Genomic DNA, 18,282 nt, shown 5'->3' with positions numbered 1-18,282 from the left:
GCGGAAAGCCCGCTTGCGCCTGCTGTGGATACGACAAAAGACAGTCTCGCCTACGTCATTTACACGTCCGGTTCGACAGGCACGCCAAAAGGGGTTCTCGTCGCTCATCGCGGCATCGTCCGCCTGGTCAAAAACACGAACTACGTCACGATTAGCGAAGCGGACGTATTCCTGCAAGCGTCTACGGTTTCGTTTGACGCGGCTACTTTTGAAATCTGGGGCGCGTTGTTGAACGGAGCCAAGCTGGTGCTGATGCCGCCGGATTTGCCATCCCTCGATGAACTGGGCGAAGCGATTGTGCAGCACAAGGTGACGACGCTTTGGCTGACGGCAGGTTTGTTCTCGATCATGGTCGACCATAACGCAGACTATTTGCGCGGGGTGCGCCAACTGCTCGTCGGCGGCGATGTCGTCTCTGTTCCGCACGTGCGCAAAGTGCTGGCGCTGGGCGGAGTGACGGTAATCAACGGCTACGGCCCGACGGAAAACACGACTTTTACGTGCTGCTATCCTGTCACAGAGCTGGCGGAAGAGATTACTTCCTTCCCGATTGGCCGACCGATCAGCAACACGACCGTGTACGTCTTGGACAAAAACAGGCAGCCCGTTCCGCTGGGCGTGGCTGGCGAATTGTATATAGGCGGCGATGGGCTTGCCAGCGGTTACTTGAACAACCCGGAGCTGACCGCAGAGCGGTTCGTCGACAATCCGTTCGACCCGCAAAAAGCTTCGCGTCTGTACCGGACGGGCGATCTGGTGCGTTATTTGCCAGACGGCGCGATCGAGTTTATCGGGCGGATCGACAGCCAGGTGAAAATCCGCGGTTTCCGCATCGAATTGGGCGAGATCGAGACGGCACTGCTTCGCCATCCGGCTGTGCAAGAAGCGTTTCTCATGGTGCGCGAGGATGCCCCTGGCGACAAACGGCTTGCCGCTTACCTCGTTTTTGCAGGCGGCCAAACCGTCGAGCCTGTCGAGATGCGTTCGTATTTGAAAGATAAGCTGCCTGAGTACATGATCCCGTCCGCTTTCGTGCAGATGGACAGCTTCCCGTTGACTCCGAACGGAAAAGTGGATCGCCGGGCGCTGCCGACTCCCGAGTATGCGCGCAGCGAGGCCGCCAGCGGTTATGTCGCTCCTGCCACGGAGCTGGAAGTGAAGCTTGCGGATATATGGAAAACGGTGCTGGGTGTCACTGATGTGGGCATCCACGACAACTTTTTTGAACTGGGCGGCGATTCGATTCTCAGCATCCAGATCGTGGCCCGGGCCAACCAGCTCGGGATTCGGCTCACGCCAAAGCAACTGTTCGAAAACCAGACGATTGCCGAATTGCTGCGCGTCGTGGCGGATTCCAGCCAGTTGCCCCATACGAAATGGGAAAACGAACAGGGCATCGTGACGGGAAATGTGCCGCTTACCCCGATTCAGAAGTGGTTTTTTGCAGCCGACCAACCGTCGTTGCACCATTGGAATCAATCTTTGCTGCTGACCGTTCAGCAACCGGTTGACGTATCCGCGCTGGAGCGTGCCATCGCAAGCTTGCTGTCCCACCACGATGCGTTGCGCATGAGCTTTTCTTTCGTGGATGGCGCGTGGACGCAGCAAATGAACGGACTTGGCGACCACACCCCGTTCCGTTGCGTGGATTTGTCCGACCTTTCGACACAAGAACAAGAGCAGGCAGCCCGCCTGGAGGAAATCGCCAGCGAGGTGCAAGCGAGCCTGAATATTGCGGAAGGCAATGTCGTTCAAGCCGTGTATTTCAATCTGGGTGAACAGAAAGCGGGCCGATTGCTGCTCGTCGTTCACCACCTGGTCGTCGACGGCGTCTCGTGGCGCATTTTGCTCGAAGATTTGCAGCATGCCTACGAGCGATTGGCGAACCATGCAGACGTGTCGTTCCCGGCGAAAACGACTTCGTTCAAAATGTGGGCGGAAAAATTGGCTGCCTATGCCGACTCGGATACGCTAGAGCAGGAAAAAGCGTACTGGCTGCAACAAAGCAGCGGCGGAAGCCCGCTTCCGGTCGATCATCCGTACGAGCCGAACGAGAACACGGAAGCGGCTGCGAAGCAAGTGACGCTTTCGCTTCGGGCAGACGAGACGCGCGCCTTGCTGCATGAGACGCTTACCGCTTACCGCCTGCAAATCAACGATGTATTGCTGGCCGCTTTGGCGAAAGCGATGCAGCGTTGGACAGGGCAAAAGACGTTGCATGTCCATCTGGAAGGGCACGGACGCGAGGAAATCATCGAAGGTGCGGATTTGTCCCGGACGGTTGGCTGGTTCACGAGCATGTATCCGGTACAGCTTGACTTTGACCAGTCGAAGCCATGGGGGCATGTGCTGAAAGCAGTCAAGGAGCAGCTGCGCCACATTCCGCAAAAAGGCATCGGCTACGGCATCCTGCAATACCTCAGCAATGATGACGAGTGGAAAGAGCAACTGCAAGCCCATACGAAGCCGGAGATCAGCTTCAACTACCTCGGGCAGTTTGACCAGGTAGTATCGGCTGGCGCGAAGTTCGCCATGGCCGAGGAGTCGCGAGGGGCGAATATCGCCGCAGACGCGATTCGCGCTCATTTGATTGATGTGAACAGCGCCATTTCCGGGGAGCAATTGCATATCACCTGGATGTACAACGCGAACATCCATAACCAAGAAACAATCGAAGCGCTTGCCCGTGATTACATGGAGTCTTTGCGCGAGATTATGGAACATTGCCGATCAGAAGAGGCAGGGGGCTACACCCCATCCGATTTCCCGTTAGCACGGCTGGATCAGCGCGCCATCGACAACTATGTGGGCCGGGATCGCTCCATCGAGAACGTCTATCCGCTGACGCCATTGCAGGAAGGAATGCTTTTCCATTCCTTGTACGAACATGCGGGCGGAGACTACGTGGTTCAGTTTTCCATGACGATGCACCATGTCGAGGTCGACGTTTTCCAGCAAGCGTGGCAAAAAGTCGTGGATCGCCACTCCATTTTGCGTACATCGTTTATTTGGGACGGGGTGTCCACACCGCATCAGATCGTTCGCAAGCACGTCCAGGTTGTCGTGGATGAACAAGATTGGCGGCATGTGCCCGCCGATCAGCAGAAAGCGGAGTGGGACGCCTTTTTGGAGGAGGATCGCAAGCGCAGCTTCGCGATCACAGAACCGCCGCTCATGCGCTGGACGTTGCTTCGCATCAGCGATACGGCCTATCGGTTTATTTGGAGCTTCCACCACGTCTTGCTTGACGGCTGGAGCGTGCCGCTGGTCATGAAAGACTGGTTCGCTGCCTATATGGCTCTGGCTGACGGAAAAGACATTCAGTTCGGCGCTGTCCATCCGTTTTCCCAGTATGTCGCGTGGATTCAGCGCCAGGACTTGCAAGCGGCTGAACGCTTCTGGCGCAACCATCTGAAAGGGATCTACGCACCGACGCAAGTGAACTTCGGGCAGACTGTGCAACCTGTCGGGGAGACGAAAAGCTACGATGAGCGCAGCATCCGCTTCTCCGCAGAGCGGACGCGAGAGCTGCAAGCTTTTGCCCGCCAGCATCAGGTGACGCTGAACACATTGGTGCAAAGTGCCTGGGCGATGATCCTCGGCACGTACAGCAAAGAAGCAGATGTCGTATTCGGAGCAACCGGATCAGGTCGTCCTGCCGATTTGCCTGGCGTAGAAAACATGGTGGGGCTGTTCATCAATACGTTACCGATTCGCGTGACGCTGGACCCCGGCAAAAAAGTCCGGGAGTGGCTGCGCGAACTGCAAGAGCTGCAAGTGGAGCTGCGCCAGTACGAATACACGCCGCTGGTCGACATCCACGGCTGGAGTGAAATGGCCCGCAACGCTCCGCTGTTCGAGAGCATTTTCATCTTCGAGAACTACCCGATTGACGAGTCGGTCAAAGAAGTCGATCACAGCTTCCAGATCGCGGATGTGGACTCGGTCGAGCAGACGAACTACCCGCTTACGGTTGTTTGCGGCCCTGGCGCCGAGTTTCTCGTGAAAATCAAGTTCGACCAAAGCCGATTTGACGGTGGACGCATCGAACGCGTGCTGGAGCAAATGACGCTTTTGCTCCAATCGATGACCGCCAACCCGGATCAGCTGTTGGCTGACGTGAACATGATTAGTCAGAGTGAACAAAAGCAGGTTTTGATCGAGTGGAACGAGACGAAGGTGGACTATCCGACCGGGCTTTGCGTGCAGCAAGCCTTTGAACAGCAAGTGGAAAAGACGCCGGATGCCGTGGCGCTCATCTACAAAGACGTGGAGCTGACGTACGCCGATCTGAACCAGCGGGCAAACCAACTGGCGCATCGGCTGCTCGCGCAAGAAGTGAAGCCGGACACCTTGGTCGGCATCTGCGTCGAACGCTCCCCGGAAATGATCATCGGAATTTTCGGGGTGATGAAAGCAGGAGCTGCCTACGTGCCAATCGACCCGGCTTTGCCGCAAGAGCGCATCGCCTACATGGTCGAAGATTCGCAGGCGAGCATTTTGCTGACGCAGCAATCTTTGGCTGAGCTTTTGCCAAAAACGCAGGCTCGCGTGATTTGCCTGGACGGTGATTCGCTGGCAAATGAGCCTGTTGCCAATCCGGCAAGCGAGGTAACGGAGCAAAATCTGGCTTATGTCATGTACACATCTGGTTCAACCGGATTGCCAAAAGGGGTCATGGTGGAGCATCACAGCGTGGTGAATCTGGCTCATGCCTTGATCGAGGCGTTCCGGATTCAGCCATCCAGCCGCGTCTTGCAGTTTACGTCGTTCAGTTTTGACGTGTCTGTGTCCGAGATCGTCATGGCGTTGCTCGCAGGTGCGGCCTTGGTGATCGAGGATCGCGAAGTGCTTTTGCCTGGCCCGGAATTAATCTCGGTTTTGCAACAAAAGCGCATCACGACAGTCTCGATGGTGTCTTCGGTTCTGGCGGCACTGCCCGCCGCCGATCTGCCTGATTTGCAGACGCTGATCGTGGGCGGAGAAGCACCGAGCCGCGAGCTTGTCGCCCGCTATGCGGATCGTCGTCAGTTTTTCAACTGCTACGGGCCGACAGAGGCAACGGTTTGCTCCACGATGATGCTTTGCAACGCGGGGATGAAGAGCGCGCCGATCGGTCGTCCGCTCGCCAACGCGACCTTGTACGTGCTGGATGCGAATCAAAAGCCTGTACCTGTAGGGGTGCCCGGCGAGCTGTACATCGGTGGAAAAGGACTGGCGCGCGGCTACTGGAACCGCCCGGAGCTTACCGCAGAGCGCTTTATCGCGCATCCGTTCGGAGCAAAAGGAGAGCGTCTGTATCGCACGGGCGACCTCGTTCGCTATTTGCCAGACGGCAACCTTGAGTTCCTCGGACGCATCGATACCCAAGTGAAAATTCGCGGGTACCGCATCGAGCTGGGCGAAATCGAAAGTGCGCTCAGCCAGCACCCGGCGATTCAGGAAGCGGTTGTCATCGCATGGGAGCAGCGTCTGGCTGCGTATATGGTGGCAGCGGGCGAAGCACAACCAGCCGCAGAGGAGCTTGCCCGTTACTTGAAAGAGACATTGCCCGACTACATGATCCCGGCAGGCTTTGTCTTTATGGATGCGATTCCGCTCACGGTGAACGGAAAAGTCGACCGCAGAGCATTGCCCGCACCGAATTGGGGGATTTTGGCGACACGCCAAGAGTATGTCGCGCCGCGGACGCCGACGGAGGAAATGGTAGCGAATATATGGGCGCAGCTGCTTTCCGTCGAGAAAATCGGCGTGCATGACGATTTCTTTGAGCGGGGCGGACATTCGCTCCTGGCGACACAAGCGATTTCCCGCTTGCGGCAAGCATTTGGCGTAGAATTGCCGCTGCGCATGCTGTTCGATCACCCGACGCCGGCCGCGATCAGTACACAGATTGCGTCCCTTTTGCAAGGGGAAACCGCTCTTCGCAGCCAGCCAATCGTGCCAGTGCCGCGCGACCAGCATGTACCGCTTTCGTTTGCGCAACAACGGTTGTGGTTCCTGGACAGGCTGATCCCGAACAGCTCCCTGTACAACATCCCGTCTGCTGCCCGTCTGCACGGGGAACTGGATGTCGAGGCGTGGGAACGCAGTCTCAAGCTGCTGATCCAGCGTCACGAGAGCTTGCGGACGACTTTTTCGGATCGAGACGGGGAAGCGGTGCAAATCATTCACCCGGCAATCGAGTGGAGCCTGGGCCGAGTGGATTTGCGCGAATGGGCCGAAGCTGAGCGCGAAGCGAAGGCATTGCAGCTCGCGATAGAAGATGCCAAGCGACCGTTTGACCTGGAGCGCGGCCCGTTGCTGCGGGCGAGTTTGCTCGTCATGGCTCAGCAGGAGTACGTCTTTTTGCTCAACCTGCACCATATCGTTGCGGATGGCTGGTCGATGAACGTATTCATGGAAGAGCTTGTGACCATATACGAAGCATTGTCTGCCGGAGAAACGCCGCAGCTTGCCGAACTGCCGCTGCAATACGCTGACTATGCCGCATGGCAGCGCGATTGGCTGCAAGGCGACGTGCTGGAGCAGCAGCTTGCGTATTGGAAAGCAAAAGTCGGTGGCGCAGAACCGCTGCTTGCCCTGCCGACAGACCGTCCGCGTCCGGCCGTGCAAAGTCACAAAGGAGCCATGCATACGATCACGCTTCCGGCAGAACGGCTTGCGGCTTTGAAAACACTCAGCCGGGAAGAAGGCTCGACTTTGTTCATGACCTTGCTCGCTGCCTTCCAGACCTTGCTTTATCGCTACAGCGGCCAAAGCGACATCGTCGTCGGCAGTCCGGTCGCGGGACGCAACAGACAGGAAACCGAGTCGCTGATCGGCTTCTTCATTAATACACTGGCGATGCGCACGGACCTGTCCGGTGAACCGACCTTCCGCGATTTGCTCGGAAAAGTGCGCGAGACGGCGCTGGAAGCGTACGCCCATCAAGACCTGCCGTTTGAAAAGCTGATCGATGAACTGGAGCTGGAACGAAGCCTTAGCTACTCGCCGCTGTTCCAGGTGATGTTCGTTTTGCAAAACATCCCGATGGACGCCCAAGCGCTGTCGCACATTCGCCTTGAGCCGTTCCACATCGGTCAAGAGGGAGTCAGCGCGAAGTTTGACATCACCTTGACCACGGTCGAATTGCCTGCAGGGCTGATGGCGACCTTTGAATACAATACCGATCTGTTTGATCCGGCGACGATTGAGCGCATGGCGGGCCATTACGCCAACCTGCTTGCAGCTGTTTCGGTCAATCCGCTGCAACCGATCACTGCCATTCCGCTTGTCAGCGACCAGGAGCGTAAGCAAGTGCTTTTCCAATGGAACGATACGAGCGTGCCGTCAGAACGCGATACGTGCGTGCATGAGCAGGTTGCCCGAATCGCGCAGCAGCTGCCGAATCAACTGGCAGTCGTCTCGGACGAAGGACAGATCACCTATGCCGAGCTGGATGCCAAAGCGAATCAAGTAGCGAATTACTTGCACAAGCAGGGAATTATCTCCGAAACGCTTGTCGGAGTTTGCCTGGATCGCTCCATCGACATGCTCGTCGCCCAGTTGGGGATACTCAAGGCGGGCGGTGCCTATGTCCCGATGGACCCGGCGTATCCGCAAGAGCGGCTCGCGTTCATGATGCAAGATGCCGAGATGCCAGTCGTATTGACCCAGGAGCATCTGCTTGCGCAATTGCCAGAGGCGAGAGCGACGTTCCTTTGCCTGGATCGCGATTGGAGTCTCATTGCAGAAGAGAGCGACGTGGCTCCGGTGATCGCTACAAACCGCGACAATTTGGCCTACGTCATTTACACGTCTGGTTCGACCGGAACGCCAAAAGGGGTAGAGATCGAGCATGCTGCCTTGTTAAATCTCGTCTCTTGGCACCAGCGCGCGTATGAGGTGGGCGCAGAAGACCGGGCGACGCAAATTGCCGGGACAGCTTTTGACGCTTCTGTCTGGGAAATCTGGCCGTATTTGACAAAGGGAGCGACGCTATACCTCCCGTCCGAAGAAATTCGTCTCGTGCCGGAGCAGCTGCGAGATTGGCTCGTCGCGTCAGGCATCACCATCAGCTTTTTGCCGACGCCATTGGCGGAACGGTTGCTGACCTTGGAGTGGCCGAGCGATGCCAAGCTGCGCTACATGCTGACAGGGGGAGACAAGCTGCACGACTACCCGCCGGCAACGCTGCCGTTTGTTTTGGCGAACCAATACGGGCCGACGGAAAACGCCGTCGTCGCCACGGCAGGCATCGTTCCGGCAGCAGCGGGCCAAGTATCCGCGCCATCAATCGGCCGTCCGATCGACAATGTGCAGGTGTACGTGCTCGATGAAAAGCTGCAACCCGTGCCAATTGGCGTAGCGGGAGAGCTGTACATCGCCGGAGACAGCCTGGCGCGCGGTTATTTGCATCGTCCTGACTTGACCAGAGAACGCTTCATCGCGAATCCGTACGGGCAAAAAGCGGGCGCGCGCATGTACAAGACCGGGGACCTTGTCCGCTACTTGCCGGATGGAAACATCGAGTTCATCGGACGCGCTGACGACCAGGTGAGCATTCGCGGCTTCCGCGTCGAACTCGGTGAAATCGAAACGGTTCTGTACAGCCACCCGGCGGTCAAAGAAACGATTGTCCTCGTTCGCGAAGACATGCCGGGGATGAAGCGGCTTGTCGCCTATATCGTGCAGCGAGAAGGGCAGGAAGGACAAGCCGTTCAAGCAGGCGACTTCCGCAGCTACTTGAAGGAAATGTTGCCTGAGTACATGGTGCCAGCGGCTTTTGTCTTCATGGCTGACCTGCCGCTGACTCCGAACGGCAAAGTGGATCGCCGCGCATTGCCAGCGCCTGATCTGTTCAATAGCGAGGCGGACGGCACTTATGTAGCTCCGGCAACCGAGCTGGAGATCAAGCTTGCGCATATATGGAAAAATGTTCTTGGATTAGCGGATGTTGGGATACACGATAACTTTTTCGAACTGGGTGGCGACTCGATCCTGAGCATCCAGATCGTGTCCCGGGCCAACCAGGCGGGGATTCGCCTGACGCCGAAACAGCTTTTGGCAAACCAGACGATTGCGGAATTGGCAAGCGTCGCTACAGTGACGGACGCAAGCGAAGCAACAAAACTGCCGAATGAACAGGGCATCGTGACAGGTGACGTACCGCTCACGCCGATTCAAACGTGGTTCTTCGCCTCCGAACAGCCGTCTGTGCACCATTGGAATCAATCCTTGCTTTTGGCGGTGCAGCAGCCTGTGGATTTGGCTGTTTTGGAGCGCACCATCGAGTGCCTGCTCGCTCATCATGACGCATTGCGCATGCGCTATAGCCAGACAGAGCAAGGCTGGACACAGCGGATCGAAGGACTTCCCGAGACAATTCCTTTCCGCAGCATCGACCTTTCCGCCTTCCCGACGACGGCGGAGCAAGAGGCGCGATTGGAGGAAATATCCAGCGAAGTGCAAGCGAGCCTCGATCTGACTGAGGGGCCTGTTGTCCAAGCAGTTTACTTCCAGCTGGGGGCCGAACAGCCGGGCCGTCTGTTGATCGTCGCTCACCATCTTGTGGTAGACGGTGTATCTTGGCGCATTTTGCTCGAAGACTTGCAAACCGCTTACGAGCAATTGGCAAAAGGACAAGCGGTGCAGCTTGCGGCGAAGACGACCTCGTTCAAGACGTGGGCCGAGCAATTGCGATTGTACGCGACGTCCGAAGCGCTTGATCAGGAAAAAGCATTTTGGCTGGAACAAATGGACGAGGTAAAACCGCTGCCGATTGACCGCACCTTCGAGCCAAGCGAAAACACGGAAGCGACCGTTAAACAAGTCATGCTTTCCTTGAACGCGGAAGAGACTCGCGCCTTGCTGCAAGATACGCTCTCGCCATATCGTCTGCAAATCAATGACGTGCTGCTTGCCGCTTTGACCAAAGCGCTCCATCGCTGGACAGGCGAGCAGACAGTCGCGATTCATTTGGAAGGGCATGGGCGCGAGGAGTTGATCGAGGGCGCAGACTTGTCCCGGACGGTTGGCTGGTTTACGAGCCTGTACCCGGTACAGCTTTCGGTCGACCCGACGAAGCCGTGGGGAGACACGCTGAAAGCGGTCAAGGAACAACTGCGCAGCATTCCGAACAAAGGCGTCGGTTACGGCATTTTGCGCTATTTGAGCGAGGATGAGGAGTTGCAAAAGCGTCTGGCAGAAAAGGCGCAGGCAGAAATCAGCTTCAACTACCTCGGACAATTTGATCAGGCAGTTGTGCCCGAGTCGAAATTCGGGATGGCGCAAGAAGCGAGAGGCGCCAATGTGGGGCAGCAGGCGATTCGCCAGCACCTGCTCGACGTAAACAGCGTGATTGCAGGGGAGCAGCTCCACGTCACGTGGATGTACAGCGAAAACATTCACGAGGAAGCCACGATCCAGCAGCTTGCCCACAACTATTTGGAAGCGCTGCGTGAAATCATTGCGCATGCCCAGTCCGAAGCGGCAGGCGGCTATACGCCATCTGACTTCCCGCTCGCACGGATGGATCAGCGCGCGCTCGACAAGTATTTGGGACAAAATCGCTCGATCGAAAACGTCTATCCGCTAAGTCCGCTGCAAGGCGGCATGTTGTTCCACTCTCTGTACGAGCAGGAGGGAGGAGACTACGTCGTTCAGCTGGCGATGACGGTGGAAGGACTGGATGTCGAAGCGTTTGAGCAGGCGTGGCAAAAGGTCGTGGATCGCCATTCGATTTTGCGCACCTCGTTTATATGGGAAGGCTTGACGGAACCGCATCAAGTCGTCCGCAAGCAAGTGAAGGCGTGCGTGGAAAAAATCGACCTGCGCCATCTGACGCCTGACCAGCAAAAAGCGGAGCTGAGCGAATATTTGGCGGCTGACCGCCGACGCAGCTTCGAGATCGCTGTGGCACCACTCATGCGCTGGACGCTGTTCCAGTTGAGCGAGAGTGCGTATCGCTTCACATGGAGCTTCCACCACGTCTTGCTCGATGGCTGGAGCATCCCGATTGTGCTGAAAGACTGGTTTAGCGCTTATTTGTCTCTGGCAGAAGGAAAAGAGGTCGCGCACAGCTTTGTTCAACCGTTCGCTCATTACGTAGAGTGGGTACAGCGGCAAGACTTGCAAGCCGCCGAACAATTTTGGCGTGAGCAGCTTGCAGGCTTTTACGAGCCAACTCCACTGGCGATGGGCAACAGCACTGGCGGCCGGGCTGATTTGCCAAAAGGGTACGAGGAGCAAGAAATTCGTCTGGCGAAAGACGCGACCGCCCGCTTGCAAGCTTTTGTCCGCTCGCACCAGTTGACGCTGAATACGTTGGTGCAAGGGGCGTGGGCGCTGATGCTTGGCCGCTACGGCGGAACGGATGACGTCGTCTTCGGTGCGACAGGGTCCGGGCGTCCCGCCGATCTGCCTGGCGTAGAGAGCATGGTGGGACTTTTCATCAACACTTTGCCGATTCGCGTTGCTTTGGATGCGAACCAATCCGTTCGGGAATGGCTGCGCGGCATGCAGGAGCAGCAAGTGGAGCTTCGCCAGTATGAGTACACGCCATTGGTCGACATCCAGGGCTGGAGTGAAATGACGCGCAACACCGCCTTGTTCGAAAGCATTTTCATTTTTGAAAATTACCCGATCGGGGAGTCGGTGAAAGACGAGCAGCACCAGTTGCGCTTGTCTGACGTGGAGACGATCGAGCAGACGAACTATCCGCTTACGGTCGTCTGCGGCCCGGGCGAAGAGTTGATTGTAAAAATCAAGTACGAGCAAAACCGCTTTGCGCCTGAGCAAATCGAGCGCGTGTTGCAGCAGATGTCTCAGTTGCTTCAGGACATGACAGCAAAGCCGGAACAACGTCTCCAGGACGTGTCGATGATCAGTGAGCGCGAGCGCCAGCAAGTTTTGGTCGACTGGAACGAGACGAGCGTGGCCTACCCGCAGCAGCTATGCGTCCATCAGGCGTTTGAACAGCAAGTGGAAAAGACGCCGGATGCCGTTGCTCTCGTCTACAAGGACGTGGAACTGACCTATGCCGAGTTGAACGAGCGGGCAAACCAGTTGGCCCACCGATTGCTTGCTGAAGGGGTAAAACCGGATGAGCTGGTAGGCATTTGCGTCGAGCGTTCTCCGGAAATGATCGTCGCTTTCCTCGGCGTGATGAAAGCAGGGGCAGCTTACGTTCCGCTCGACCCGGCGCACCCGCAAGAACGGATTGCCTACATGATCGAGGATTCGCAGGCGAGCGTTTTGTTGACGCAGGCTTCACTTACAGACAGACTGCCAGCTTCGTCCCGTCAGGTCATTTGCCTGGACAGCGACGAATTGGCGAACGAGCCTGTCACAAACGCGGAAACGAGCGTCGGCGAGCACAATCTCGCTTACGTGATCTATACGTCCGGCTCGACCGGATTGCCAAAAGGCGTAATGATCGAGCATCGCAGCGTGATCAATTTGGCCTATGACTTGATCCGCCATTTCCAGATCGATGCGACCAGCCGCGTCCTGCAATTCATCTCGTTCAGCTTCGACGTGTCGGTCTCGGAGATCGTCATGAGCCTGCTCGCCGGAGCGACACTCGTAATCGAGGATCGCGAGTCGCTTTTGCCGGGACCAGAGCTGATCCGGGTGCTCCAGGAGCAACGAATTACGACCTTCGCGATGGTTTCCTCTGTGCTGGCTGCCTTGCCAGAAGCAGATTTGCCAGACTTGCGGACGATCATTGTCGGAGGGGAAGCGCCAAGCCGGGAGCTTGTCGCCCGCTACGCTACAGGCCGTCAATTCATCAACTGCTACGGACCGACCGAAACAACCGTCACGGCTACGCTCAAGCATTGCCAGGACGACGGCAAAAATCCGCCAATTGGCCGCCCGATCGCCAATACGACGGTCTACGTGCTGGACGCTCATCTGCAACCTGTGCCAATCGGCGTGCCAGGTGAGCTGTACATCGGCGGAAAAGGGGTAGCGAGAGGTTACTGGAACCGTCCCGAGCTTACAGCAGAGCGCTTTATCGCGAACCCGTTCGGCCAAGCAGGCGAGCGACTGTACCGGACGGGCGACCTGGTGCGTTACTTGGAAAACGGCGAGCTGGAATTTCTCGGCCGGATCGACGACCAGGTGAAAATCCGCGGCTACCGCATCGAGCTGGGGGAAATCGAAAATGCGCTCAGACAGCATCCAGCGGTGCAAAATGTCGTCGTGATCGCACGGCAGGAGGGAGCGGGAGACAAACGTCTGGCGGCTTATCTGGTCGCCGCGACCGGGCAGCAGCCGGATGAAGCAGAGCTTGTCCGCTACTTGAAGTCGACCTTGCCGGAATACATGGTGCCAGCAGGCTACGTCTGGCTGGAAAAAATTCCGCTCACGGTCAACGGAAAAGTGGATCGCCGCGCCCTTCCAGCTCCTGACTACGGACATGCCGAGACAGGCAAAGCGTACGTGGCGCCGCGCAAGCCGATCGAAGAAATCGTGGCGAACATTTGGGCACAAGTGCTTTCTGTAGAGCGCGTCGGCGTTTACGATGATTTCTTTGAACTGGGCGGACACTCGCTTTTGGCTACGCAAGCCGTCTCCCGTTTAAAAGAAGCATTTGGCGTCAATGTCCCGCTGCGCACGCTGTTCGAACATCCAGAGGTGGCCGGAATGAGCGAAAAGCTTGCCGGGCTGCTAGAGGAGCAATCAGGCGTCACCAGCATTCCGCTCGTCCCTGTACCGCGGGACAAACAGTTGCCGCTGTCTTTCGCCCAGCAAAGGCTGTGGTTCCTGGATCGCCTGATGCCGGACAGCGCCTTGTACAACATCCCGTCTGCCGTACGGATTCAAGGGCAGCTCAACATCCGGGCATGGGAGCGCAGCCTGCAAACGATCATCGAGCGGCACGAAAGCTTGCGCACGACTTTCACCGACATCGGCGGAGAAGCGGTGCAAGTCATTCACGAGCCGATGGAATGGCGTCTCGCTGAAATCGACCTGCGCGATTTGCCGGACGAAGAGCGCGAAGCTGCGGTACAGCGTCTGGAAAAGGCAGAGGCCAGCCAGCCGTTCAACTTGCGTACAGGGCCGTTGCTGCGAGCTACGCTGATTCAGACGGGTGAAGAAGATTTCGTCTTCCTGCTCAACATGCACCATATCGTCTCTGACGGTTGGTCGATGAGCATTTTCATGGGAGAGCTTGCGACGATTTACGAAGCGCTCTCCAAGGGAGATACGCTGCAGCTCGCCGAAATGCCGCTGCAATACGCCGATTTTGCCGCGTGGCAGCGCGAATGGCTGCAAGGCGAGGTGCTCGAACAGCAACTGGCTTACTGGAAAGAAAAACTGGGGGCCGCCGAGCCGATGCTGGCTTTGCCGACAGATCGTCCGCGCCCGGCTGTGCAAACGCATCACGGAGCCTTGTACACGACGGCGTTCCCGCTGGCGTTGACAGAAAAGCTGCACGCTTTAAGCCGCCAAGAAGGCGCGACGCTGTTCATGACGTTGCTTGCGGCGTTCCAGACTTTGCTCTATCGCTACAGCGGTCAAGACGACATCATCGTCGGCAGCCCGGTCGCCGGACGCAACAAACAGGAAACCGAGTCGATGATCGGCTTTTTCATCAACACCTTGGCGATGAGAACGGACATGTCCGGCGCACCTACTTTCCGCGAACTGCTGTCGAGAGTACGCGATACGGCGCTGGAAGCCTACACCCATCAAGACCTGCCCTTTGAAAAGTTAATAGACGAACTGGAGCTGGAGCGCAGCCTGAGCTACTCGCCGCTTTTCCAAGTCATGTTTGCCCTGCAAAACTTCCAGATGCTGACCCGTGAATTTGAGGGCATCGAGATCGTGCCGTTTGAAAGCAAGAACGAAGCCGTCATGTCCAAGTACGACATCAGCCTGACGATGGCGGAAACGCAAAACGGCTTGGTCGCTACGTTTGACTACAACACCGATCTGTTCGACCACAGCACGATCGTGCGCATGGTCAATCATTTCCATCAGCTGCTGGAGGGCATCGTCGCCCGACCGGACAGCTCGATTCAGGCGTTGCCGCTGCTTGCGACAGGTGAGCGCGAGCAGCTTGTATCCGCTTGGAACAACACGGCTGCCACTTACACGTACGAGCAAACCGTGCACGAGCTGGTTGCCGCTATGGCCGAAAAAATGCCGGAGCAACTGGCGGTCGTCTTCGCCGAAGGCTCGCTCACGTACGCACAACTGGATGCAAAAGCGAACCAGTTGGCGAACTACCTGCAACAGCAAGGGATTACACCAGAGACGCTCGTCGGGATTTGCGTCGAACGCTCCAGCGAGATGATCGTCGGACAACTGGGCATTCTCAAGGCGGGCGGCGCGTTTGTTCCGATGGACCCAGCCTATCCGCAAGAGCGTCTGGCTTTCATGATGGCAGACACAGGCATGCCGTTTGTGCTGACGCAAGAACGCTTGCTGGAAACATTGCCTGCGGGCGATGCCGCGTTCATTTGCCTCGATGCGGACTGGGAGGTCATTGCCGAAGAGAGCACGCAAGCGCCGGAAATGGCAGCGACAACCGACCAGCTCGCCTACGTGATCTACACGTCCGGCTCAACCGGAACGCCAAAAGGGGTAGAGATCGAGCACCGCGCTCTGTTGAACCTCATTTATTGGCACCAACGTGCCTACGCCATCACGCCAGATGATCGGGCATCGCAAATCGCGGGAACAGCCTTCGACGCCGCTGTCTGGGAAATTTGGCCGTACATGACGGCAGGAGCCACGCTGTACTTGCCGCAGGAAGAGATTCGTCTCATCCCGGAAAAACTGCGCGACTGGCTCGTTGCCGAAGGAATCACGATCAGCTTCCTGCCGACGCCATTGGCAGAGAGCATGCTGTCTGTTGACTGGCCGTCCCATGCTGCCTTGCGTTACGTGCTGACAGGCGGCGACAAGCTGCATCATTACCCGGCGGAGCATGTGCCGTTTACGCTGGTCAACCAGTACGGCCCTACGGAAAATGCGGTCGTCGCCACAGCAGGCATCGTCGCGGTTCAAGCTGGTCAGGTCACTCCGCCTTCGATCGGCCGACCGATTGACAACGTGCAAGTGTACATTTTGGACGAACAGCGCCAGCCAGTGCCGATTGGTGTGACAGGCGAGTTGTACATTGCCGGCAGCAGCTTGGCTCGCGGTTACTACAAGCGTCCTGATCTGACGCAGGAACGTTTCGTCGACAATCCGTTCACAGCGAATCGCGGGGCAAAAATGTACCGGACGGGGGATCTCGTGCGCTACTTGCCAGACGGCCAGATCGAATTTATCGGCCGCTCCGACGACCAGGTGAGCATCCGCGGTTTCCGCGTCGAGTTGGGCGAGATTGAGAGTGTGATGTATCAGCACCCAGCGGTCAAAGAGGCGATCGTTCTTGCCCGCGAAGATATGCCGGGCGTGAAACGACTGGCCGCCTATGTCGTGGTCGCAGAAGGCGATGCGGAACAAGCTGACGATTTGCGCGGCTACCTCAAGGAGAAACTGCCGGAATACATGGTGCCAGCGGCCTTTGTCACGCTGAAAGCTCTGCCGCTCACGCCAAACGGCAAAGTAGACCGCCGGGCCTTGCCTGTACCGGAGTACACAGCTGCTGATGGCGAATATGTAGCTCCAGAGACGTTCGTCGAAAAAGTTTTGGCGCAAATATGGAAGGAAGTGCTCGGAGTCGAGGAAGTCGGGATTCACGACAACTTCTTTGAACTCGGCGGAGATTCGATCCTGAGCATTCAGATTGTGGCCAGAGCAGGGCAGTCCGGCATCCGCCTGTCGCCCAAGCTTTTATTCGAAAATCAGACGATTGCCGAGCTGTCGCATGCTGTGGGAGATTCGGTCAACACTTGCGCGGAACAAGGTCTTGTCACAGGCGAAGTGCCGCTCCTGCCGATTCAGCACTGGTTCTTCGAGCAAAAACTGGCGGATCGCAACCATTGGAACCAATCCGTCCTGCTCACCGTTCAGCCGATCGATCCAGAGATTTTGAAACAAGCCTTTTATCACTTGCTCGGTCACCATGATGCCTTGCGTCTCCGTTTCTACCATCAAAATGGAGCGTGGAAGCAGGCGGGCGCTGAGTGGACCGATATCATTCCGTTTTATGTGGTGGAGCTGGGAGATTTGCCAGCGAACCAGCAAGTGGAGCAGATCGAGAAGCTGTCCGGGGAAGCGCAGGCAAGCTTGCACCTGGCGGATGGCCCGTTGCTCCGCGCCGTTTACTTCGACATGGGCGCCGGGCAGGAAGGCCGTTTGCTGCTCGTCATTCACCACCTGGCAGTCGACGGGGTGTCATGGCGAATCATCACGGAAGACTTGAACAAGGCGTGCAACCAGCTTTTGCAAGGCAAGCAGGTACAACTGCCGCCGAAGACAAGCTCCTACAAATATTGGGCGGAAAAACTGGTCGAGTACGCCGCGTCCGACAGTCTCACGGAAGAGGCCGACTACTGGCTGAGCCGTCTCGATACAGAGGTAGCTGCTCTGCCAAAAGATTACGAGCACGGTCAAAACCGCGAGCTTGCAGCCAGAACCGTTTCCGTCGCCTTGACGCAGGAAGAGACGAAAGTGCTGTTGCAAGAGCTGCCAGCCGTCTACCAAACCCAGATCAACGACGTCTTGCTGACTGCCTTGGCAGAAGCGGTCTTCGTCTGGACGGGCAATCAGACCACTTTGGTGCATCTGGAAGGGCACGGACGCGAAGACATTTTTGACGATGTCGATCTGTCCCGGACAGTCGGCTGGTTCACGAGCATGTACACGATTTTGCTGGATACGCGGGGAACAAGCTCGCTTACAGAAGCGCTGCAAATGACGAAAGAACAGTTGCGCAGCATTCCGCACAAAGGAATCGGCTACGGCATCCTCCGTTACTTGAACAAGGAAACGGCGGAGAAGTTCAAGTCTTTGCCCAAAGCGCAGATCAGCTTCAACTACCTCGGCCAGCTGGATCAGGCGGTTCGTGACACGGACTCCCTGTTCGGCTTTGCCAGCGAAGCGAGAGGCGACAACTTCAACCGCAACTCGGATCGCCAACACCTGCTCGATTTCGGGTGCTCGGTCGTCGGTGGTCAACTGGTGGTGAGCATCGCCTTCAGCAAAGAAATTTACCGCAAGGAAACGATCGAAGCGCTGGCAGATTACTACATCACTGCCTTGCGCCAATTGCTTGCACACGCAAAGACAGACAAAGCCGCCGCACCAGCCCAATCGGCTGCGAGCAACTTGTCCGAATTTGGCTGGGATGACGAAGAGATTGCCGACTTGCTTGATCTCATCCAAGACAAGTAA

At 57.2% G+C, this 18,282-nt stretch carries 1 protein-coding gene (cut by a window edge); it reads left to right on the top strand.

Annotated elements, in window-relative coordinates:
• Window positions 1–18,282, top strand: partial view of a non-ribosomal peptide synthase/polyketide synthase gene (locus IRJ17_RS28210; RefSeq protein ID WP_278189445.1) — the 3' portion only. The gene continues 4,977 nt to the left of window position 1, outside the view; 18,282 of the gene's 23,259 nt are visible here — the last part of the coding sequence; its start codon lies beyond the left edge, outside the window; the stop codon is at window positions 18,280–18,282.

It is taken from the genome of Brevibacillus parabrevis, from assembly GCF_022701015.1.
GTDB classification, from domain to species: domain Bacteria; phylum Bacillota; class Bacilli; order Brevibacillales; family Brevibacillaceae; genus Brevibacillus; species Brevibacillus parabrevis.
Note: the sequence above shows the minus strand (reverse complement) of the source record. Positions and strands in the feature narration are given on the sequence as shown.